Here is a 20,025-nt window from a genome sequence, read left to right on the forward strand (position 1 = left end):
CTGGTCAATCGTTGATCAGTCGCTCGTTGATCAGTCGCTCGTTGATGCCGAGCACTGCTAGACCCCGGCCGCCCCCAGCAGCGTCCCCGCCACGTAGGTCACCCCCATGGCCAGGGCCCCGCCCACCACATTGCGCAGCACGGCCTGTCCGGGCCGGGCGCCGCCGAGCCGTGCGCTGGTCCAGCCGGTGAGGACGAGGGCGGCCAGCACGGAGACCACAGTGACCGGGAGCCGCCAGTCCACGGGCGGCAGCACGATCGCCAGCAGCGGCAGCAGCGCCCCCACGGTGAACGCCAGGAAGCTCGCCCACGCCGCGTGCCACGGATTGGTCAGCTCGTCGGGGTCGATGCCGAGCTCCACGCGGGCGTGCGCCCTGAGCGCGTCCCGTTCCGTCAGCTGCTGGGCCGCCTCCTCGGCGACCTCGCGCGACAGCCCCCGCTCCTCCAGCAACCCGGTCAGCTCCCGCAGCTCCGCCTCCGGCTGCTCGCGCAACTCCCGCCGTTCCAGGGCGAGGGCGGCCATCTCGGAATCCCGCTGGGTGGAGACGGACACGTACTCCCCCGCGGCCATCGACATCGACCCGGCCAGCAGTCCCGCCAGCCCGGCGGTGAGCAGGGCCGAGCGGTCGTCCGTCACGCCGGCCACGCCGACGACGAGACCCGCGGTGGAGACGATGCCGTCGTTCGCGCCCAGAACGGCCGCGCGCAGCCAGTTCAGCCGCTCGCCCAGCGCGCCCCTGTGCGCCTCGTCGTGCGTTGGTTCCGTCACACCCGGGAGGATCCCACCCGGGACGCCACCGAACCCGTACCGACGCCCGAAAAGGTCCATGGCCGGGGGCACAGACATTCGCGCCATTCGCCGCAGTCGAACAGCCCTGCGCGGAAGGCCACCTGACGGACAGGACTGTCAGTGGCGGCCCGTATCCTCAGGAACCATGCTCGAAGACCTCACGACGGCAGCGTCCTCCCCCACAGCGTGGCCGGCCGCGTATCCGCAGGGATACGCGGTCGTTGACGTGGAGACCACCGGCCTGGCCCGGGACGACCGGATAATCTCCGCGGCCGTCTACCGGCTGGATACGCATGGCGAGGTCGAGGACCACTGGTACACGATGGTCAACCCGGAGCGGGACCCGGGGCCGGTGTGGATCCACGGTCTGACGAGCGAGGTGCTGGAGGGCGCGCCCCTCTTCCAGGACATCGCCGAGGAGTTCGCGACCCGGCTGGAGGGCCGGGTGCTCGTCGCGCACAACGCGGTCTTCGACTGGCAGATGATCGCGCGGGAGTACGCGCGCGCGGAGCGCGAGGCGCCGGTCCGGCAGCGGCTGTGCACCATCGCGCTCTCCAAGGAGCTGGGGCTGCCGCTGCCCAACCACAAGCTGGAGTCGCTGGCCGCCCACTTCGGTGTCGTACAGCAGCGCGCGCACCACGCGCTGGACGACGCGCGCGTGCTGGCAGAGGCGTTCCGGCCGAGCCTGCGGGCCGCCGCGGCCGGGGGCGTACGGCTGCCGCTGCACGAGTGCCGACCGCTGACGGAGTGGGCGGACCGCCCGGCGCCGCGGATCGGACAGCAGAGCGGCGGCTACGGCAGCTACCAGCCGAGCAGTTGGCGTCCGTCCCGCAAAAGGCCCGCATGCCCGTATCCCAACCCAGGGCGTTACGAAGAGGGCAAACCGCTCAAGCAGGGCATGCGGATCGCCTTCTCCGGAGACACCTCGGTCGAGCGGGAGCTGCTGGAGGACCGCGCGGTCGAGGCGGGCCTGCACGTGGCGACGAGCCTGTCCCGGCTGACCAGCCTGCTCGTCACGAACGACCCGGACTCGGGTACGTCGAAGGTGGTCAAGGCCCGGCAGTACGGAACACCGGTGGTGGACGAGGCGGCGTTCGGTCAGCTGCTCAGGGATGTGGAGCCCGCGGACGGGTGATTGCCGTGCGACTCGCCCGCCGACCGCTCGCCCGTGCGGCGGCGAAGGCTCACCCTGTGGCGCATGGCGACCTGTGAAGTATGTGGCAATGACTACGGAATGACCTTCGAGGTGCATGCGCAGGGAGCGGTGCATGTATTCGACTGCTTCTCCTGTGCGATCCACCGCATGGCACCCGTGTGCGAGCACTGTCGTGTGTCGATCATCGGGCAGGGGGTCGAGGTCGAGGGCCAGTGGTTCTGCGGAGCGCACTGCGCCCGCGAGGAGGGCAAGGTGGGCATCGTCGACAAGGTGTAACCCGCTACCCGCCTGAATGCACCCCACGACCGAGTTGTACGGTCGTGGGGTGTACCGCTTCCTGTTGTCCCGGCAGTGGGTGATCCTCACCCTGATCGCCCTTCTCCTGATCCCCACGATGATCAGGCTGGGCATCTGGCAGAAGCACCGCTACGAGATGCGCACCGCCCGCAACGACCTGGTCTCCTCGGCGCTGCATGCGAGGCCGGTCCCCGTGGAGCGGCTGACCTCCCCCGGGCACGCGGTCACCAGCAGCGAGAAGTACCGCACCGTCACCGCGACGGGCACCTTCGACACCGCCCACGAGGAAGTCGTCAGGCGCCGCACCAACTCCGACGACGAGGTCGGCTTCCATGTCCTGACCCCCTTCGTCCTGACGGACGGCAAGGTGGTGCTGGTCAACCGCGGCTGGATCCCGGCGAACGGGGCGCAGACCACCTTCCCGAAGATCCCCGCACCGCCCGCCGGCAAGGTCACCATCAAGGGGCGGCTGAAGGCCGACGAGACGACCGCGGCGAGCGGCATCAAGGAGATCAAGGGGCTGCCGGACCGGCAGATCATGCTGATCAACAGCGCTGAGCAGGCCCGGCGTCTGGGCGCCACGGTCCTCGGCGGTTACATCGAGCAGACGGCGCCCGAGGCGAAGGGCGACAGCCCCGAGCAGATCTCCGACCCCGGCAGCGAGGACGCCCCGCTGAACTACGCGTACATGATCCAGTGGTGGCTGTTCGCCGCCGGCGTCCCGTGGGGCTGGTGGGTGCTGGTGCGCCGCGAGCGCCGCGACCGGGCGGAGTCGGCGGCCGGAGAACAGGCGCAGGAAGCGGAACCGGCGGCGGTGTAGCCGGGCGGCACCCCCGCCCCGCGGGGCCGTCACTCCCCCGGCCCCACCCCTGATTGCCCGGTGGCCGCACCGGGAACCCGCAACTCCGTGCACCCCCGCATCGAGGACTACGCCCTCATTGGCGACGAACAGACCGCGGCCCTGGTCGGCCGGGACGGCTCCGTCGACTGGCTGTGCCTGCCCCGCTTCGACTCGTCGGCCTGCTTCGCCAGGCTGCTCGGCGACAAGGAGAACGGCCACTGGCGCATCGCGCCCAAGGGCGCCAAGGGCCCCTGCACCCGCCGCGCCTACCGCCGCGACACCCTCGTCCTGGACACCGAGTGGGAGACCGGCCAGGGCACGGTGCGCGTCACCGACCTGATGCCGCAGCGCGACCGCGCCCCCGACCTCGTACGCATCGTGGAGGGCCTCAGCGGCAAGGTGACCGTCCGCAGCACACTGCGACTGCGCTTCGACTACGGCTCGATCGTGCCGTGGATGCGCAAATCCGGCGGCCACCGGGTGGCCATCGCCGGCCCGGACTCGGTGTGGCTGCGCACCGAACCGCCGGTGCACACCTGGGGCGAGGACTTGGGCACGCACTCGGAATTCACCGTAGAGAAGGGCGAGAAGGTCGCATTCGTCCTCACCTGGCACCCCTCGCACCACCCCCGCCCAGCCCAGGTCGACCCGTACAAGGCGCTGCACACCAGCGTGAAGGACTGGCAGCGGTGGGCCGCCGAATGCCGCTACGACGGCCCCCACCGGGACGCCGTGCTGCGCTCCCTGATCACTCTCAAGGCCCTCACCTACGCGCCGACCGGCGGCATCGTCGCCGCCCCCACCACCTCCCTGCCCGAGCAGCTCGGCGGGGTGCGCAACTGGGACTACCGCTACTGCTGGCTGCGCGACTCCACCCTCACCCTCGGCGCCCTCCTGACCTGCGGCTACCACAAGGAGGCCGAGGCATGGCGGAACTGGCTGCTGCGCGCGGTCGCGGGCGACCCGGCCGACTTGCAGATCATGTACGGCCTGGCGGGCGAGCGGCGGCTGCCCGAGTTCGAGCTGCCATGGCTGTCCGGCTTCGCCGGGTCGACGCCCGTACGGATCGGCAACGAGGCCGTGGACCAGCTGCAGCTGGACGTGTACGGCGAGGTCCTGGACTCGCTGTGGCTGGCCCGGAGTTCGGGCCTGTCCACCAAGCCGCACATGTGGGCGATCCAGGCCTCCCTGATGGACTGGCTGCACGCGCAGTGGCGACAGCCCGACGAGGGGCTGTGGGAGGTGCGCGGCGGCCGGCGCCACTTCGTCCACTCCAAGGTCATGGTGTGGGTGGCCGCCGACCGTGCCGTACGCACGCTGGAGGAGAACCCTAAGCTGCGCGGCGATGTGGACGGCTGGCGCGCGCTGCGCGCCGAGGTGCACCGCGAGGTGTGTGAGAAGGGCTTCGACACCGAGCGGAACACGTTCACGCAGTCCTACGGCTCCCGCGAACTCGACGCCGCGGCCCTGCTGATCCCGCGCGTCGGCTTCCTGCCGCCCGACGACCCCCGCGTGATCGGCACCGTCGACGCGATCCGCGAGGAGCTGGGCCACGGCGGCTTCGTGCGCCGCTACAGCACGGCCGGGGCGACGGTCGACGGGCTGACCGGCGACGAGGGCACGTTCCTGGTCTGCTCGTTCTGGCTCGCGGACGCCCTGCACATGACGGGCCGCAGGAAGGAGGCCCGGGAGCTGTTCGAACGGCTGGTGGGGCTCGCCAACGACGTGGGTCTGCTGTCCGAGGAGTACGACCCGGTGGCCGGCCGCCAGCTCGGCAACTTCCCCCAGGCCTTCAGCCACGTCGGCCTGGTCAACACCGCCCTCGCCCTGTTCGGGGGCGACGAGGCAGGATAGGGGCCATGGATCTTGGACTGAAGGACCGGGTGTACGTCGTCACCGGGGCCACGCGAGGGCTTGGCAACGCCGCCGCGCGCGAGCTCGTCGCGGACGGCGCGAAAGTCGTCGTGACGGGGCGCGACGAGGCGCGTGCGCTGGCTGCGGCGGACGAGCTGGGGCCGAACGCTTTCGGGGTGGCCGTCGACAACGCCGATCCGGAGGCACCCGCGCGGCTGATCGCGGCGGCGCGGGAGCGGTTCGGGGGGTTCGACGGGATTCTCGTGAGTGTGGGTGGGCCGGCACCGGGGTTTGTCGCCGACAACACGGACGAGCAGTGGCGGGCGGCTTTCGACTCGGTGTTCCTGGGAGCGGTGCGGCTCGCTCGCGCGGCGGCTTCGGAGTTGGAACCGGGGGGTGTGATTGGTTTCGTGCTGTCAGGTTCGGTGTATGAGCCGATTCCGGCGCTGACGATTTCCAACGGCCTTCGGCCGGGACTCGCCGGGTTTGCCAAGTCGATCGCTGATGAGTTGGGGCCACGGGGAATTCGGGTGGTTGGCCTGCTGCCGGCTCGTATCGATACGGACCGCGTGCGCGAGCTGGACGGGTTGTCTGCGGATCCGGAAGCTACCCGTGCGGCCAACGAATCCCGGATTCCGTTGCGGCGTTACGGCACGCCGGAGGAGTTTGGGCGTACGGCGGCGTTTTTGTTGTCTCCGGCGGCTTCTTATTTGACCGGGGTCATGGTGCCTGTTGATGGGGGGATGCGGCACGGATTTTGAGTGCGGGTGAGTGGGGGCTGGTCGCGCAGTTCCCCGCGCCCCTGAGAAGCGTGCAGTCCCCGGCGCCCAAAAATGAGGGGCGGTCAACTCACCCTTTCCGCACGGTGTTTGACGCCCTTCAGACGCACCTCTGCGGGCAGTGACTCCAAGCCCGCTGAATTCCTCGCGTGCATCAGGGCCTCAGACGTCAGGTAGTGCAGTGCCGTCCCGGGGTCCACGTGTGGTTCCAAAAGAAGCTGGACTCGGGTCTCGGGGGCCGTGCGGCGGCCCGTGAGGTGGACGTGGGCGTGGGCCACGCCGTCCAACTCGCCTGCCTCGGCGGCCAGTACGCCCTCCAGAGCCCGGCCCCGCAGCAGCGCGCCCTCGCCGTCGCCGGTGTCGACGAGGATCTCGGCCAGGCGGCGTCGGCGCAGGACCGCGGTCAGCCACCACAGGGCTAGCAGGACGACGACGGCGAGGGCCGCGATGACCGTCGGCCACCACCAGCCGTCGTTCTGCCAGCGGGTGCGCTCGGCATTGCTGAGCAGTACGTCGTGGCGGCCGTCGTGGATCCACCAGGAGGGCGGCCGGACGCCGAGTCCGACGGCCAGTACGGAGCCGCCCAGGAGGAGCAGGACGAGGCCGACGATCCCGATCAGTACGCGGTTGACGGTCCTGAGCATCGCCGTCACCCCTTCCGTCCGGGTCGCCGTACATGGACCGTCAGCGCGGGCGGGTGGGCGAGCCCGAGGCCTCTGATCGCCTCGTCGAGCGTCGCGTTCAAGTCGGCCCGTACGTCGCCCAGTTCGCGGAAGTGCGAGACCGCGCGGACATCGGCGTGGGCACGGCGCATCCGCACCCGTACCGACTGGACGCCGGCCACCTCCATCGCACGGTCGCGGAGGACCAGGGCGGCCGCCTCGCGGTGCAGTCCGGCGCGTACGTCGGCCTGGGTGCGCCGCATCGGCAGGACGGCGCGCAGGCCTGGCGTGGCCGCCAGCACGATCAGCCAGAGGCCCAGGGCGGCTGCAACTCCGGCGCCGACGAGGACCCAGGTGTCGTCGAGGGGACGTTCGGCGAGCTGCCGGGCGAGCTCGCGCCGCCAGCTCATCGCGGGCCGGTGGGCCCGTACGGCCGCGATGTCGTAGAGGAAGAGGCCCGCGACCGCGAGGAGCAGGGCCGCCACGACTGCCGTGGGGACGCGGCGCGCGGACCAGAAGCGGTGCTCGCGGCCGGCCTCGCCCTCCGGCGGAGGCGGTGGTCCGTGGTCGATTTCGCCGCCGGGTGTCTGCTCGATGACCGGCAGTCGTTGTGTGGTGCCCTCGAAGCCCTGGGGCTCGCTCATCGCGTCCTCCCCTGTGCCAGGCCGTGCGCCGGGGTCAGATGCAGCCGCTCCACGTGGACGGCGACCTCCGGCACCTCCATGCCCACCAACGCGCCTACCCGCGAAGCGACATGTCGACGCACCTCCGCGCACCGCGCGCCGATCTCGCACGGGTAGTCGAGCTCGATGTGGACGCGGACATGGGCGGCTCTATGGTGGACGACGACCGTGGCACGCGGAGGTGCCGGGTCCCCGGACTGGTCGCTGAGCATCTCCCGGGCCGCCTGGGCAGCGATCTTCGAGACCACCCGGTCGGCGATCCTGGTGGCCCCTCGTTCGCCGGGCGCAACGGCGGCCATGGGCCTGCGAAGCTCACCGACACCGTCGCTCACCGAGCTCACCGAGCTCACCGCCGACGGTCGTCACGCGTACGGAAGAAGTCGCCGATCTCCAGATCCCCCTCCAGGAACCGGCCGACGACGAAACCGATGGCGCCCAGGGCGGCCACCAGCAGAAAGGCCCCGAAGCCGCCGAAGTACCCGGCGAAGCCCAGCGCCATCCCTGCGATCATGCCGACCACGGCCCTGCTCATGGTGCGCTCCCCTCAGCGGTGCGGTTGTCCGGTCGCGGGCCGTTCACTGGATCCGGGGCTCCGACTCCTCGTCCTCTTCCTCCGGCAGCTTCACATCGCTCACCGCGATGTTGACCTCGACGACTTCGAGGCCCGCCATCCGCTCCACCGCCGCGATGACGTTCTCCCGCACATCGCGGGCGACATCGGAGATCGAGACGCCGTAGTCGACGACGATCTCCAGGTCGAGCGCCGTCTGCACCTCGCCGACCTCGGCCTTCACACCCCGCGTCACGGACTTCGAGCCGCCCGGCACCCGGTCGCGCACGGCCCCGAAGGTGCGGCTGAGCCCGCTGCCCAGGGCGTGCACGCCGACCACGTCCCGCGCGGCCAGCCCGGCGATCTTCTCCACGACCCCGTCGGCGATCGTCGTCCGCCCTCGGGTGGCCGGGTCTCCCCCGCCGCGACGCGTCGGCTGCGCCTTGCGCATCGTCGGGGGGTCCGTCGCCTCGCCCGATCCTGAGGGAGTCCTCGTCCGGTTCTGCTCCGTCATATCGGTCATCGCCGTACGTCCCTTCCGGTTCGTCGTCCCTAACACCACGGTAAGTGGGGTTGACCCACCGCGCGCCGGGGATGCGGCAGGCTGGAGGAATGACGGCGGAACGGTGGGCGCAATCGGTACGGCACCAGTTGGGTCTCGGCAGGCTCCTGCCTCTGGGCGGCCCGCGAGACGGTGCGTGGATCTCGGAGGAGGCGGCCGAAGCGGTGCTCCGGCGCGCGGCCGGGGAGCTGCGCGGGGTACGGCTGGATGCGCTCCGCATCGCGCTCGCCGACCCGGACACGACTGACGACCCCGTCGTACCGCCTCCGCCGAGCGCCCTGCCGCCCGGACCGCTGCGTGTGACGGCGGAGTTCGCCGCGACGCCGGGCGAGCCGCTGCCGACAACGGCGGCCCTGGTGCGTACGACGTTGTCGGCCGCGGCGACGGAGCTGCTCGGCCTGGCGGTGGCGGAGGTCGACCTGCGGGTCACGGCGCTGCTGGACGAGGAGCCGGAACCCCTCCCCGTGCTACCGCCGGAGCCGCCGCGCGCCGCGGAGCCCGACGACGCGGACGAGGTGCGCGTGGCGTCCGCCGCACTGATGGTCCCGGGGGTCGCCCACCTGACGGGCGGCCTGGGCCGCGCGGCGGTGCACCTCGTGGAGCGGCACGAGGAGGGTGCACTACCGCACCGCCACGCGCGCGTGGAGATCGCGGTGGACGCCGACCACCGGGCGTCGGACGTGGCCCGGCAGGTCCGCGCGGCGGTCACCGAGTCGCTACCCGATCACCCGACGGTGGCGGTACTGGTGACATCGGTCAGCTGACGCGCCCCAAAGGGGCGCGGGGCTGTATCGATATGCGGCTCCGCCGCGGGGCGCGACCAGCCACGACGAACCTGCAGACAAAAACGCGCAACCGCCGGAGGCTCATTCACCGAGACCGGCGAGGTCCCGCAGCCGCCGCGCCTGAGCGGCCCTCTCCGCGGCGCGCTGGTCGTCGTAGGACCGCCCCTGCGCCCCACGGATCAGCGCCTTGGTCTCGATCACCGCGTCCCGCGGCGCAGCCAGGATCGCCGACGCCAGGTCGCGTACGGCGTCCTCGAGCTGCTCGCCGGGCACGGCGATGTTGGCGAGGCCCGTGCTTACGGCCTCCTCGGCCAAGACGGAGCGCCCGGTCACGCAGATCTCCAGCGCGCGGGCATAGCCGACCAGCCCCACCAGCGGATGCGTCCCGGTCAGGTCCGGCACCAGCCCGAGGCTGGTCTCGCGCATGGCGAACTGCACGTCGTCGGCGACGACGCGCAGGTCACAGCCGAGGGCGAGCTGGAAGCCCGCGCCGATGGCGTGGCCCTGGACGGCGGCGATAGACACGAGGTCGCTCCGTCGCCACCAGGTGAAGCCGGCCTGGAACTCGGCGATGCTCGCATCGAGTTCACCGTCGCTGCTGCGGGCAAGGTCGATGAACGTCGGCTCGCCCTCGATTCCCTCGGGCGTGAACATCTGCCGGTCGAGGCCGGCCGAGAAGGACTGGCCCTCGGCACGCAGCACGACGACGCGGACGGACCCCGGCAGGACCCGCCCGGCCTCGGCGAGCGCACGCCACAGAGCGGGGCTCTGCGCGTTGCGCTTGGCCGGGTTGGTCAGCGTCACCGTGGCGATCGCGTCGTCGACGGTGAGCCGTACGCCGTCCTTGTCGAGCAGCGGACCGAGGTCCTGGGCAGGCGAAGCCATGGGGTGCCTCCGATGAGTGCGGTCAGCAGAGCAAGCTAAAGCGCAAAGCTAAGTGACTGCACAGTAACCACCCGGCCGATCTACCGACCGACCGGGTGGCCACCATCGAAGCCGATGGGCCGCCCGGGATCAGGACGAGGCGGCCTTCTTGCCCCGCGTCGCCCCGCCACGCCCACGCAGCGTGACGCCCGACTCGCTGAGCATCCGATGCACAAAGCCATACGAGCGGCCGGTTTCCTCGGCCAGTGCCCGAATGCTCGCACCGGAGTCGTACTTCTTCTTCAGGTCTGCCGCGAGCTTGTCGCGCGCGGCGCCGGTTACCCGGCTGCCCTTCTTCAGAGTCTCGGCCACCCGTGCCTCCTCATGGGAAGTGCGCTCTGGTCCCCTCATGATCACCCCTCCGGGCGTTCATGGCCACCCATTCGGCAAGGTCCGTGAGACAGGGTTTTGACGACAGGAGTGCATCCCCACAAGGGGAATCTGTAATTCCGCCCAGAGGCGTTCGTACCGCCGAACGAGTTATTTCGTGAAGTGCCAGGTCAGAGGCGCGAGACGGCCGAGCCCTTGTCGATAAAGGGCTCGGCCGTGAAATCGATGTAGGACACACCTCGGTACGAGGAGATCTCACACAGATGATGGATCACAGATCGGCCGAATGATCCATACGCTGTGGATCACGCCTTCGATCAAGCTGTGCTGACTCCCTCGGGCTCTCAGGCGAGGGCGACGAGGTCGGCGTAGTCCGCGCCCCACAGGTCCTCGACGCCGTCCGGAAGGAGAATGATCCGCTCCGGCTGCAGCGCCTCGACGGCGCCCTCGTCGTGGGTGACCAGGACGACCGCGCCCTTGTAGGTGCGCAGGGCGCCGAGGATCTCCTCGCGGCTGGCGGGGTCGAGGTTGTTGGTCGGCTCGTCCAGCAGCAGGACGTTCGCGGAGGAGACGACCAGGGTCGCGAGGGCCAGGCGGGTCTTCTCGCCGCCGGACAGGACACCGGCGGGCTTGTCGACGTCGTCGCCGGAGAACAGGAACGAGCCGAGCACCTTGCGGACCTCGACGAGGTCCAGGTCGGGTGCGGAGGAGCGCATGTTCTCCAGGACCGAGCGCTCCGGGTCGAGGGTCTCGTGCTCCTGCGCGTAGTAGCCGAGCTTGAGGCCGTGGCCCTCGATGACCTCGCCGGTGTCGGGCGTCTCGACGCCGCCGAGGAGGCGGAGCAGGGTCGTCTTGCCGGCGCCGTTGAGGCCGAGGATGACCACGCGGGAGCCCTTGTCGATCGCCAGGTCGACATCGGTGAAGATCTCCAGCGAGCCGTACGACTTCGACAGTCCCTCGGCGGTGAGCGGCGTCTTGCCGCACGGTGCCGGCTCGGGGAAGCGCAGCTTGGCGACCTTGTCGCTCTGGCGCACCGCCTCCAGCCCGGCGAGCAGCCGGTCGGCACGCTTGGCCATGTTCTGCGCGGCGACCGTCTTGGTGGCCTTGGCGCGCATCTTGTCGGCCTGCGAATGCAGTGCGGCGGCCTTCTTCTCGGCGTTCTGCCGCTCGCGCTTGCGGCGCTTCTCGTCGGCCTCGCGCTGCTGCTGGTAGAGCTTCCAGCCCATGTTGTAGATGTCGATCTGGGCGCGGTTGGCGTCCAGGTAGAACACCTTGTTGACGACCGTCTCGACGAGGTCGACGTCGTGGGAGATCACGATGAAGCCGCCGCGGTAGGTCTTCAGGTAGTCGCGCAGCCAGACGATCGAGTCCGCGTCGAGGTGGTTGGTCGGCTCGTCCAGCAGCAGGGTGTCCGCGTCCGAGAACAGGATGCGGGCCAGTTCGATACGGCGGCGCTGACCGCCGGAGAGCGTGTGGAGCGGCTGGCCGAGCACCCGGTCGGGCAGGTTGAGCGCGGCGGCGATGGTGGCGGCCTCGGCCTCGGCGGCGTAACCGCCCTTGGTGAGGAACTCGGTCTCGTTGCGCTCGTACTGCTTGAGGGCCTTCTCGCGGGTGGCGCCCTGGCCGTTGGCGATCCGCTGTTCGTTCTCGCGCATCTTGCGGAGCAGTACGTCGAGGCCGCGCGCGGACAGGACGCGGTCGCGGGCGAGGATGTCGAGGTCACCGGTGCGGGGGTCCTGCGGGAGGTAGCCGACCTCTCCGGAGCGGGTGACCGTGCCGCCGGCGGGGATGCCCTCGCCGGCCAGGACCTTGGTCAGCGTCGTCTTGCCCGCGCCGTTGCGGCCGACCAGGCCGATGCGGTCGCCCTTGGCGATGCGGAAGTTGGCGGACTCGATGAGGACGCGGGCACCGGCGCGCAGCTCGATACCGGAGGCGGAGATCACGGACAGGCTCCAGGGCAGACGGGTGAACGGGTGGGCGGCTGAGGCGTTCCCGCCGTCTAATGCGCGAGGAGAATGGCCATGGGCCAAGTCTAACGGGGGTGTGCAAGCACTTTTTCTGTGTTCGGGTGTTCGGGCCGCCTGCCGGGGAGACCGTTGCCGAGGGGGGTGCGGTGCGGGGTGATCCGGCCCAGGTCGTCCACGGCGATGAGCTGGGACGTCCAGGCCGCCGTCGGACAGGGCTGGGCGACGATCAGTGCTCCGGCGTGACGTACGGCACGCTCGGGAGCGAAGGCGCACCCTTCGCGCGCGGGCACCACCCAGCGCAGGTCGCCGTCGGCGATGCGGTAGCCGGTGATCCGGGGCGGGGTGACGACGGCGAGGATGCCCCGGCCCACGGGGCGCAGCACTCCGGTGCCACCGCGCGCGGGCAGCCAGTCGTCGGCCGCGGGCAGCGCGCGGTGCCAGCGGACGGAGGCGCCGTCGTCCGCGGTGACCAGCCCGTCGTCCCAGAGCGTGACCGGGTACCCGTCGGCGGGGAGCACGGCGAGCGGACGGCGCCCGTCGCGCACGTAGTGCCCGTGGGCGGTGAAGCGGTCGCCGTAGGGGGCGGGGCGGGCCGCGTGGACGGCGGCCAGGACGGGCACCGCCACCAGGAGCGCGAGGGCGGCGGGGAGGAGGCGGGGGATACGGCGGGAGACCGGGGGCTCACTGGTCTGCGGGGCGGCGGGGTTCGCCCCCGTCACCTCGACCGGCAGATCGACCACCTTGCCCCCCTTCAGCGCCCATTGCCTCGGATCCGGCGCAGAGCGTAGCCGCGTGGACCGGCGGTAGGGGGATGTGGCGCCGTGGCGCGGCGGGCGGGCGGGGGTGTTCCCCCGTTCGGCCCTGCGGTGCGCTCCGCGGGATGTGCCGGGATGCCGTCTGTCGGCTGCGGCTCCGTCGTGGCTGGTCGCGCCCGCGCGGCGGAGCCGCATGTCGACACAGCCCCGCGCCCCTTCAGGGCGCTGCCGGACCGGCGGGGACTTCGCCCCCCTGCTCAGCTACCGCCCGTGTGTACCTGGAAGGCGGCGCGCCGGACGGCCTTCGCCAAGGCCGGGTCGGGGTGGGCGGCGGCGAGGGCGACCAGGACCTGGACGGTGCGGGGGTGGCCGACGGCGCGTACCTCGTCGAGGAGCATCGGGACCGTGGGCTGTACGGCCGACTCCAGGTGGCGTACCAGCATCGGGGCCTCGCCGTGGTCGGCGACGGCGGCGGCGGTGTCGACCCACAGCCAGGTGGCCTCTTCGCGGGTGAGGACCTCGTGGGCGTCCTCGGGGTCGACGCCGTCGTGCTCGGCGAGCCACAGCAGGGCGTAGGGCCGCAGGGTGGGCTCCTCGGCCACGGCGCTGACGTCCGGCTCGGCGGGGGCGCCGACCACGCGCAGCGCCTCGAAGGCCAGGCCGCGCAGCAGGGCGTCGTCGCCGCGGGCGGCGTCGAGGAGTTCGCTGACGGCGCTGCCGACGGTGCGGGCGGCGAGCCAGGCTCGGTATTCGGCGCGGGCGGCGTTGGGGCGCAGCTGGGCGCAGCCGCGGAGCATCTCGTCGGCGGCGACCTCGATGTTCCCGGCGGGGCTCTGCGCGGCGACGCAGATCTGCTCCAGCTTGACCCAGACCGCCCAGCTGCCGAGCGGGGTGAGCGTGGCCTGTCCGGCGCCGTAGGTGAGGGCGCCGACGGAGGCGAGGGCGTGCAGGGCCCAGTCGAGGAGGGGGGCGAGCGGGGTGTCGACGGGCTCCGGCTGCTGCAGGGGATCGGGCTGGGGACCGTAGGGGATCTCGCAGCGCTCGGTACGCAGCTCGGTGACCCGCTGCTCCAGGAGGTCGAGGAGTTGCTCGACCGGAACGGGCCCGGCGGACAGCTGGAGGAAGGAGAGCACCTGGGGCATGGCCGACACGACCTCGGCGACGGCCGCGGGCTCGTGGTCCGCGGGTTCCGCGTGAGCGAGGGACCAGGCGTCGAAGAGGGCGACCCAGCCGCGCAGTACGGCGCTGTCGTCGCGGTTCCAGGCGCGCAGCCGCCAGCCGGGGCGGGCGCTGTCGCCGTGCACCTCGACGAGGCCGGCGAGGCGGGCGGTGTCCCAGTCGGCGCGGACCTGAGCCACGGTCAGGCCCAGATCGCGGGCGGCCCGTTCGGCGGTCGCGTCGGCGAGGGTGGCCTTGCCGTCGGCGGTCGCGCCGTCGCTGCCCGGGCCTAGCACGGCGTCCGCCCAGCGGGCGACGCGGGCTGCGGCGGCCAGACCGGAGCGAGCCATTCTGGCCAGCTCCGCGGGTGCCGGTGTGCCCTCCGGGGGGCGGGGTGCGGCGCGGCGCGGGCGGCGCTGGTTCACGGCTCTGGGGGCGGCGGACAGGGATCGCGGGCCGACGAGTCGAAGCCTGGAGTCGCGCGGGATACGGGACGTCACGGGTGCAGTCTTCCGGTTGACGGTCCGAAAACCCAAACGGAATGTCACCGCGGGCGACGGGACTGGCCAACGCACGGGGTCCGGCGAGCGGCCAGGGGCCGAGAACAGGCCAGTGGTACGGCCTTAAACGGAATCGTGCCGACTGTTCAACTCCGCTCCGGCCCGGCACCGAGGAGGGACGGCCGAAGGGGTCGGCCGAAGGGGCCGACCGGAGGGGTCACATCAGCGGGGTGAGGAAGCGGCGCAGGGCTTCTTCGTAGGACTTCGGGTCGGCGTTCCACATCGCTCCGTGCGGGGCGTTCGGGACCGTGCGGAGGGCGATCAGGTTGGGGCGGGCGTGGGCGAGACGGCGGGAGTACTCCCAGGGGGCCAGGGTGTCGTCCGGGCCGTGGAAGATCAGCGCCGGCACGGTGAGCTGCGCGGCCTCTGCGGTGCGCTCGCGCTCCAGGCCCGTACGCCCCTGGGCGGCCCGCACGGCGAGCGGCAGCAGGGCGCCCGGTGTGCGGCGGGCCGCGGCGAGGGCGCGCAGGGTCGTGGCCCAGCTGAGGACCGGGGAGTCCAGGACCAGCCCCGAGATGCGGTCGCGCAGCCCGGAGTGGGCGGCGGCGCGCAGCGCCATGGTGGCGCCGGTGGACCAGCCGTGCAGGACGACCTGCCGCGCGCCGTGGCTCACGGCGTGCCGGATCGCCGCGTCCACGTCGCGCCACTCCGTCTCGCCGAGGTGGCTGAGGCCGTCCGGGGAGCGGGGTGCGCCGAGGTCGCCGCGGTAGGCGAGGTCGAGTACCGGGAAGCGCTGGCGGTGCAGGAACTCCATGATGTTCATGGGGTGTTCGCGGGTGGCTCCCAGGCCGTGCACGGTGATCACCCAGGTGTCCCGCACGCCGGGCACGAACCAGGCGGGCAGGGAGCCGAGTTCGCCGGGGATGCGGACGTCGGTGTGCTTGAGGCCGAGGGCGGTGCCCGGGTCGCCGGTGTGCACGTTCGGGGTCAGCCACACCGTGTCGCCGGGCTCCAGGGTGCCGCGCGTGACGCGTTCCAGGCGGCGGACGACGGTGTCGACGGAGTGCGTGGCCGAGTCGAGGACCGGTCCGACGACCGCATGGGTGCCGTTGCCGGCGAGGCCGTAGGTGCCGGGGCGCAGGGCCGCCAGGTCGCGGGTGAGCGCGACCTGGCCTGCGGCCGTGGCGTGCACGGTGAGCCGGGGTTCGGTGGGCAGCGGCCGGCCCGGCGGCGCCTTGAGCGCCGCGTCGCTCGCGAACCGGCCGACGGCCACGCTCGCCGCGCCGGCCGCCAGGGCCACGGTGACGGCTGCTGCCGCCGCTTTGACAGTGCGCACCCGTCCAGTGTCCTGGCGGACCCCGCCACCGGCCAGCGGGAGGACGGGTCGGGGTGATGCGGGTTGCCGGCGGCGGTGCTGCCCTCACGCCGGGTGCGGTGGTGCGGACCTCACCGCCGCTGCCCGTACCCACGCAGCCTCTCCCCGCCTCCGCCACCTGCGGCGAGGACAGCAACGTCGCGGTCATGCGGACTGCCGACAGCACGCCGTGCTCACGCCGACCGCGGATCGACGGGTCTCACCGCCGCTGCCCGTACCCCCGCAGCCTCTCCCCGCCTCCGCCACCTGCTGCGGGGACGGCAGCGTCGGGGTCCTGCGGACTGCCGACAGCGCGCCGTGCTCACGCCGACCGCGGATCGGCGGGTCTCACCGCCGCTGCCCGTACCCGCGCAGCTTCTCCCCCGCCTCTGCCAGCTGTTCCGGGGACAGCAACGTGGGGGACAGGCCCGGTACCGACGACGCCGTCAGCCACAGACGGCACATCCATTCCAGCTGGGCCGTGCGGTCGTAGGCCTGGTCGAGGGTGGTGCCGTAGGCCGTCGTGCCGTGGTTCTGGAGGAGGCAGGCGGTGCGGTCGGCGAGGGCGTGGAGCATGTTCTCGGCCAACTCGTCGGTGCCGTATGCCGCATAGGGGGCAACTCGGACGGGTCCACCGAGGGCGCCGGCCATGTAGTGGATCGCCGGGAGCTCGGGGACCAGCGTCGAGACGGCCGTCGCGTGCACGGCGTGGGTGTGGACGACGGCGCGGGCGTCGGTCGTGCGGTAGACCGCGAGATGCATGGGGAGTTCGCTCGTGGGAACGAGCGTGCCGAGCACCTGGCGGCCGTCGAGGTCCACGCCGGTCACGTCGTCCGGCGTGAGCCGGTCGTAGGGCAGGCCCGAGGGCGTGACCAGCACGGTGTCCCCGACGCGGACCGAGACATTGCCGGAGGTGCCGACGACCAGGCCGTCCGCGACCGTACGGCGGGCGGTCGCGACGAGCGCTTCCCAGGCCTGCGCCTCCTCGGCACTCACACCCCTCCCCCACCCCTCCGGCACACCCTGTCCACCCTCCCGCGCATCCCGTTCGCCCCGCTGGTCCCGCCGCTGCTCAGCCATGCCGCGATCCTGCCAGGAGCACCCTCAACGCACCGCCGGGCGGGGGCACTTTAGGGCGGAAGCCGAGCCTCCGAAAGAGCACATATAGGTACATATCCGCCTCTCTCCGTGCTTGGCCTGAGATCACCGAGCATCCGACGATCTTCCAGTAATCTCCCGTTGTTTTGTCGTGCACGTCGCCATTCCGGGGGGAAATATGGCTCGTGATCGCAAACCGTTACGCCGCCGCACCCGCGTCATCGCGGTCACCGTGGCGGCACTCACCACCACAGGGGTCGCTCTCGCCGAGCTTCCCGCCTCGGCGGCGAGTCTGCCGAAGGGACACGACGTCTCTTCGCACCAGAAGAACGTCAACTGGTCGAGCGCGAGGGCCAAGGGCGCCAGGTTCGTCTACGTCAAGGCGACCGAATCCACGAACTACGTCAACCCGTACTTCAGCCAGCAGTACAACGGCGCCCGCAGTGCCGGCATCATCCGCGGGGCGTACCACTTCGCGCTGCCGAACAAGTCGTCGGGCAGGACGCAGGCGGCGTACTTCGTGCGCAACGGCGGCAGGTGGAGCTCGGACGGCTGGACGCTGCCGCCCGCGCTCGACATCGAATACAACCCGTACAGCGCCAAGCACAAGTGCTACGGCATGAGCAAGGCGAGCATGGTCGGCTGGATCAAGTCGTTCAGCGGCGAGGTGAAGCGGCTCACCGGACGCCATCCGGTGATCTACACGACCACCCACTGGTGGAACACCTGCACCGGCGGCAGCCGCGCGTTCGCCGCGAACCATGCGCTGTGGATCGCCCGCCACACCTCGGCGGACGCGGGATCACTGCCTGCCGGATGGTCGTTCTGGACCTTCTGGCAGTACGGCAACAGCGGCAGCCTGCCGGGTGATCAGAATCTCTTCAACGGGTCGCAGACCCAGCTGAGGAAGTTCGCCCGGGGCTACTAGCCAAGGGGCACCAAGGGACCAGGGGGCCGCCGGGACCGGGCGGACCGGCGGCCCCCTCATCCGGACACCGCGCAGACCGCCTCAGTTCATCTTCCGTTCACCCAGGTTTCCTACGGTCAACCGACCGATGACTTCGAACGATTGCCTGGGTAAATGGAAAACTTCTCGCTGATCCTCGCGATTGTGGTGATCACCGCACTCGCGTTTGATTTCACGAACGGTTTCCACGACACCGCCAACGCGATGGCCACCACCATCTCGACCGGTGCACTCAAGCCCAAGGTCGCGGTGGCCATGTCCGCCGCACTCAACCTGGTGGGCGCTTTCCTCTCCGTGGAGGTCGCCAACACGATCTCCAAGGGTCTCGTCGACGAGAACGGCATACGTCCCGAGGTCATATTCGCGGCGCTGGTCGGCGCGATCCTCTGGAACCTGCTGACCTGGCTCGTCGGACTCCCCTCCAGCTCCTCGCACGCGCTGATGGGCGGTCTGATCGGCGCCACCATCGCCTCGGCCGGCATGGGCGCGGTGCACGGCGACGTGCTCGTCACCAAGGTGCTCATCCCGGCGCTCGCCGCCCCGATCGTGGCCGGTGTCGCCGCGATGTTCGCGACCCGCCTGTCCTACACCCTCGGCAAGAAGGCCGACGGCAAGGCCGCCGAGAAGGGCTACCGCGCCGGCCAGATCGCCTCCGCCGGACTGGTCTCGCTGGCCCACGGCACCAACGACGCGCAGAAGACGATGGGCATCATCACCCTCGCCCTGGTCGCCGGCGGCGTCGTCGCCCCCGACTCCGACCCGCCCACCTGGGTCATCCTCTCCGCGGGCCTCGCCATCGCGCTCGGCACCTGGCTCGGCGGCTGGCGCATCATCCGCACCATGGGCAAGGGGTTGACCGAACTCCAGCCGCAGCAGGGCTTCGCCGCCCAGACCAGCGCGGCCACGGTCATCCTGGCCTCCTCGCACCTCGGCTTCTCCCTCTCCACCACCCATTCGGTCTCCGGTTCGGTGATGGGCGCGGGCCTCGGCCGCAAGGGCGGCGTGGTCCGCTGGTCGACGGCGACCCGCATGCTGGTGGCCTGGTGTCTGACGCTGCCGGCCGCGGCCCTGGTGGGCGCGCTCGCCGAGTCGGTCACCAACCTCGGCGACTGGGGCACGGCCGTCGTCGCCGTCTTCCTGATCGCCTCCAGCGCGGCCATCTGGAAGCTCTCCCGGCGCGAGGTCGTCGACGCGTCGAACGTCAACGAGCCCGAGGAGCCGGCCGGTGTGGTGACCACGGCGATCGCCGCCGTGACCCCGCCCCCCGCGGGCACGGTGACCGAGGACCTGACGGCCACGATCCCCGCCCCGGCCACGACCGCCAGCCCCGACCCGGCGACCCCGCCGGCCGCGGCCGTCTGAGCCCGCCCACCCGGTACGAAGGAAGAGAAGCAGCATGAAGATCGACTGGGCAGCCCTGGGCTCCGTCTTCGGCGTCAGCCTCGCGGTCACGGTGGGCCTCGTGACCCTGTTCACCCTCGGCATCATGGGCCTGTCGCGCCGCGAACGGGCCGTGGCGCAGGGCAACTCGGCGACCCTCGCGGTCACCGGCGCCTATGTGTGCTTCGCGGCCTGCGCGGCGGCGGTCGCGTACGGAATCAGTCTGATCATGACCAAAGCCTGAAAGCCTGAAAGCCTGAGGCCTTGGACCTGAGGTCTGAAACCTGAGGTCTGAAACCGAGACACTCACCTGGTGCCGGGACGGTGATCCGTCCCGGCACCACGCGTTTCCGTGACCCCCGCGACCCCCTGTATGTGGGCCTCAGCACACTCTCCCGTCGCAGGTCAACGGCAAGTTGACGGCCCTTCCAGGGCCATGGTGGACTGCCGGAGCCATATACGGCGGCAAGAGAGGAAGCCGGTGAGAGTCCGGCGCGGTCCCGCCACTGTCACCGGGGTAGCAATCCCCGGGAGCCAGGAACTCTCACCGCCGGTCTCGTCGAACCAGGGCGCGGACACCCTGAGTGAGGACATGTCGCCATGCTCGCCTGCCGTTTGAGGCCCAGCACCCGTT

General features: G+C 71.4%; 22 protein-coding genes and 1 riboswitch. Of the genes, 9 read left to right on the forward strand and 13 right to left on the reverse strand.

Features of this window, described 5'->3' with window-relative positions:
• Positions 1-57: 57 nt before the first annotated feature.
• Positions 58-768, reverse strand: a complete 711-nt coding sequence (locus P2Q00_RS07695; RefSeq protein WP_275770843.1) for a VIT1/CCC1 transporter family protein — start codon at positions 766-768, stop codon at positions 58-60.
• Between the two features lie 166 nt (positions 769-934).
• Between P2Q00_RS07695 and P2Q00_RS07700 the strand changes: the two genes are divergently transcribed.
• The 5 genes from P2Q00_RS07700 to P2Q00_RS07720 all read left to right on the forward strand — a co-directional run bounded on the left by P2Q00_RS07700 (position 935) and on the right by P2Q00_RS07720 (position 5,698).
• Positions 935-1,924 (forward strand): DEDDh family exonuclease, encoded by a 990-nt coding sequence (locus tag P2Q00_RS07700; RefSeq protein ID WP_275770844.1) that lies wholly within the window; start codon positions 935-937, stop codon positions 1,922-1,924.
• A 63-nt stretch (positions 1,925-1,987) separates the two neighbouring features.
• Complete coding sequence (locus P2Q00_RS07705) at positions 1,988-2,221, forward strand: metallothionein (RefSeq protein ID WP_275770846.1); 234 nt, start codon at positions 1,988-1,990, stop codon at positions 2,219-2,221.
• A gap of 49 nt (positions 2,222-2,270) precedes the next feature.
• Positions 2,271-3,062: an SURF1 family cytochrome oxidase biogenesis protein gene (locus P2Q00_RS07710; RefSeq protein WP_275770847.1), complete on the forward strand. Its 792-nt coding sequence runs from the start codon at positions 2,271-2,273 to the stop codon at positions 3,060-3,062.
• Positions 3,063-3,149: 87 nt separating this feature from the next.
• On the forward strand, positions 3,150-4,937 hold the full coding sequence (locus tag P2Q00_RS07715) for a glycoside hydrolase family 15 protein (protein WP_275771846.1): 1,788 nt from the start codon (positions 3,150-3,152) through the stop codon (positions 4,935-4,937).
• 5 nt (positions 4,938-4,942) lie between these two features.
• A complete protein-coding gene (locus tag P2Q00_RS07720; RefSeq protein ID WP_275770848.1) occupies positions 4,943-5,698 on the forward strand; it encodes an SDR family oxidoreductase in 756 nt (251 codons plus the stop codon).
• Positions 5,699-5,781: 83 nt separating this feature from the next.
• Here P2Q00_RS07720 and amaP read toward each other — a convergent pair whose 3' ends face one another.
• From amaP to P2Q00_RS07745, 5 genes are read right to left on the reverse strand one after another with little or no spacing between them, the layout of a single operon-like run.
• A complete protein-coding gene (gene amaP / locus P2Q00_RS07725; RefSeq protein WP_275770849.1) occupies positions 5,782-6,360 on the reverse strand; it encodes an alkaline shock response membrane anchor protein AmaP in 579 nt (192 codons plus the stop codon).
• Between the two features lie 5 nt (positions 6,361-6,365).
• Positions 6,366-7,022 (reverse strand): DUF6286 domain-containing protein, encoded by a 657-nt coding sequence (locus tag P2Q00_RS07730; protein ID WP_275770850.1) that lies wholly within the window; start codon positions 7,020-7,022, stop codon positions 6,366-6,368.
• Positions 7,019-7,402 carry an Asp23/Gls24 family envelope stress response protein gene (locus tag P2Q00_RS07735; protein WP_275770851.1) on the reverse strand — a complete coding sequence of 128 codons (384 nt, stop codon included), beginning with the start codon at positions 7,400-7,402 and terminating at the stop codon, positions 7,019-7,021. Before P2Q00_RS07735 ends, P2Q00_RS07730 begins: the two co-directional genes overlap by 4 nt.
• A 5-nt stretch (positions 7,403-7,407) precedes the next feature.
• Positions 7,408-7,593 carry a hypothetical protein gene (locus tag P2Q00_RS07740; RefSeq protein ID WP_275770853.1) on the reverse strand — a complete coding sequence of 62 codons (186 nt, stop codon included), beginning with the start codon at positions 7,591-7,593 and terminating at the stop codon, positions 7,408-7,410.
• Between the two features lie 43 nt (positions 7,594-7,636).
• Positions 7,637-8,134, reverse strand: coding sequence for an Asp23/Gls24 family envelope stress response protein (locus P2Q00_RS07745; protein ID WP_275770855.1), 498 nt, complete (start codon positions 8,132-8,134; stop codon positions 7,637-7,639).
• 89 nt (positions 8,135-8,223) lie between these two features.
• Between P2Q00_RS07745 and P2Q00_RS07750 the strand changes: the two genes are divergently transcribed.
• Positions 8,224-8,937, forward strand: a complete 714-nt coding sequence (locus P2Q00_RS07750; protein ID WP_275770856.1) for an Asp23/Gls24 family envelope stress response protein — start codon at positions 8,224-8,226, stop codon at positions 8,935-8,937.
• A 102-nt stretch (positions 8,938-9,039) separates the two neighbouring features.
• On the opposite strand, the gene P2Q00_RS07755 is transcribed toward P2Q00_RS07750, so the two are convergent.
• The 7 genes from P2Q00_RS07755 to P2Q00_RS07785 all read right to left on the reverse strand — a co-directional run bounded on the left by P2Q00_RS07755 (position 9,040) and on the right by P2Q00_RS07785 (position 17,026).
• The gene (locus P2Q00_RS07755) at positions 9,040-9,843 is read right to left on the reverse strand and encodes an enoyl-CoA hydratase/isomerase family protein (RefSeq protein WP_275770858.1); all 804 of its coding nucleotides are present in this window, start codon (positions 9,841-9,843) and stop codon (positions 9,040-9,042) included.
• A gap of 129 nt (positions 9,844-9,972) precedes the next feature.
• Positions 9,973-10,194 (reverse strand): helix-turn-helix domain-containing protein, encoded by a 222-nt coding sequence (locus P2Q00_RS07760; protein ID WP_004002281.1) that lies wholly within the window; start codon positions 10,192-10,194, stop codon positions 9,973-9,975.
• Positions 10,195-10,556: 362 nt separating this feature from the next.
• On the reverse strand, positions 10,557-12,155 hold the full coding sequence (locus P2Q00_RS07765) for an ABC-F family ATP-binding cassette domain-containing protein (RefSeq protein ID WP_275770860.1): 1,599 nt from the start codon (positions 12,153-12,155) through the stop codon (positions 10,557-10,559).
• A gap of 89 nt (positions 12,156-12,244) precedes the next feature.
• On the reverse strand, positions 12,245-12,919 hold the full coding sequence (locus P2Q00_RS07770; RefSeq protein WP_275770861.1) for a hypothetical protein: 675 nt from the start codon (positions 12,917-12,919) through the stop codon (positions 12,245-12,247).
• Positions 12,920-13,191: 272 nt separating this feature from the next.
• Complete coding sequence (locus tag P2Q00_RS07775) at positions 13,192-14,592, reverse strand: hypothetical protein (protein ID WP_275770863.1); 1,401 nt, start codon at positions 14,590-14,592, stop codon at positions 13,192-13,194.
• A gap of 217 nt (positions 14,593-14,809) precedes the next feature.
• Positions 14,810-15,928: an alpha/beta hydrolase family protein gene (locus tag P2Q00_RS07780; RefSeq protein ID WP_275770865.1), complete on the reverse strand. Its 1,119-nt coding sequence runs from the start codon at positions 15,926-15,928 to the stop codon at positions 14,810-14,812.
• 366 nt (positions 15,929-16,294) lie between these two features.
• Positions 16,295-17,026 (reverse strand): class II aldolase/adducin family protein, encoded by a 732-nt coding sequence (locus P2Q00_RS07785; protein WP_275770866.1) that lies wholly within the window; start codon positions 17,024-17,026, stop codon positions 16,295-16,297.
• 196 nt (positions 17,027-17,222) lie between these two features.
• Between P2Q00_RS07785 and P2Q00_RS07790 the strand changes: the two genes are divergently transcribed.
• The 3 genes from P2Q00_RS07790 to P2Q00_RS07800 all read left to right on the forward strand — a co-directional run bounded on the left by P2Q00_RS07790 (position 17,223) and on the right by P2Q00_RS07800 (position 19,635).
• Complete coding sequence (locus P2Q00_RS07790) at positions 17,223-17,972, forward strand: lysozyme (RefSeq protein ID WP_275770869.1); 750 nt, start codon at positions 17,223-17,225, stop codon at positions 17,970-17,972.
• A gap of 153 nt (positions 17,973-18,125) precedes the next feature.
• Entirely contained in the window at positions 18,126-19,373 is a 1,248-nt protein-coding gene (locus tag P2Q00_RS07795) for an inorganic phosphate transporter (protein WP_275770870.1), read from the forward strand.
• Positions 19,374-19,407: 34 nt separating this feature from the next.
• Positions 19,408-19,635: a hypothetical protein gene (locus tag P2Q00_RS07800; protein WP_275770871.1), complete on the forward strand. Its 228-nt coding sequence runs from the start codon at positions 19,408-19,410 to the stop codon at positions 19,633-19,635.
• Between the two features lie 179 nt (positions 19,636-19,814).
• Positions 19,815-19,954, forward strand: a riboswitch (cobalamin riboswitch).
• Positions 19,955-20,025: the final 71 nt, after the last annotated feature.

Source organism: Streptomyces coacervatus (genome assembly GCF_029223485.1).
Classification (GTDB): Bacteria; Actinomycetota; Actinomycetes; order Streptomycetales; family Streptomycetaceae; genus Streptomyces; species Streptomyces coacervatus.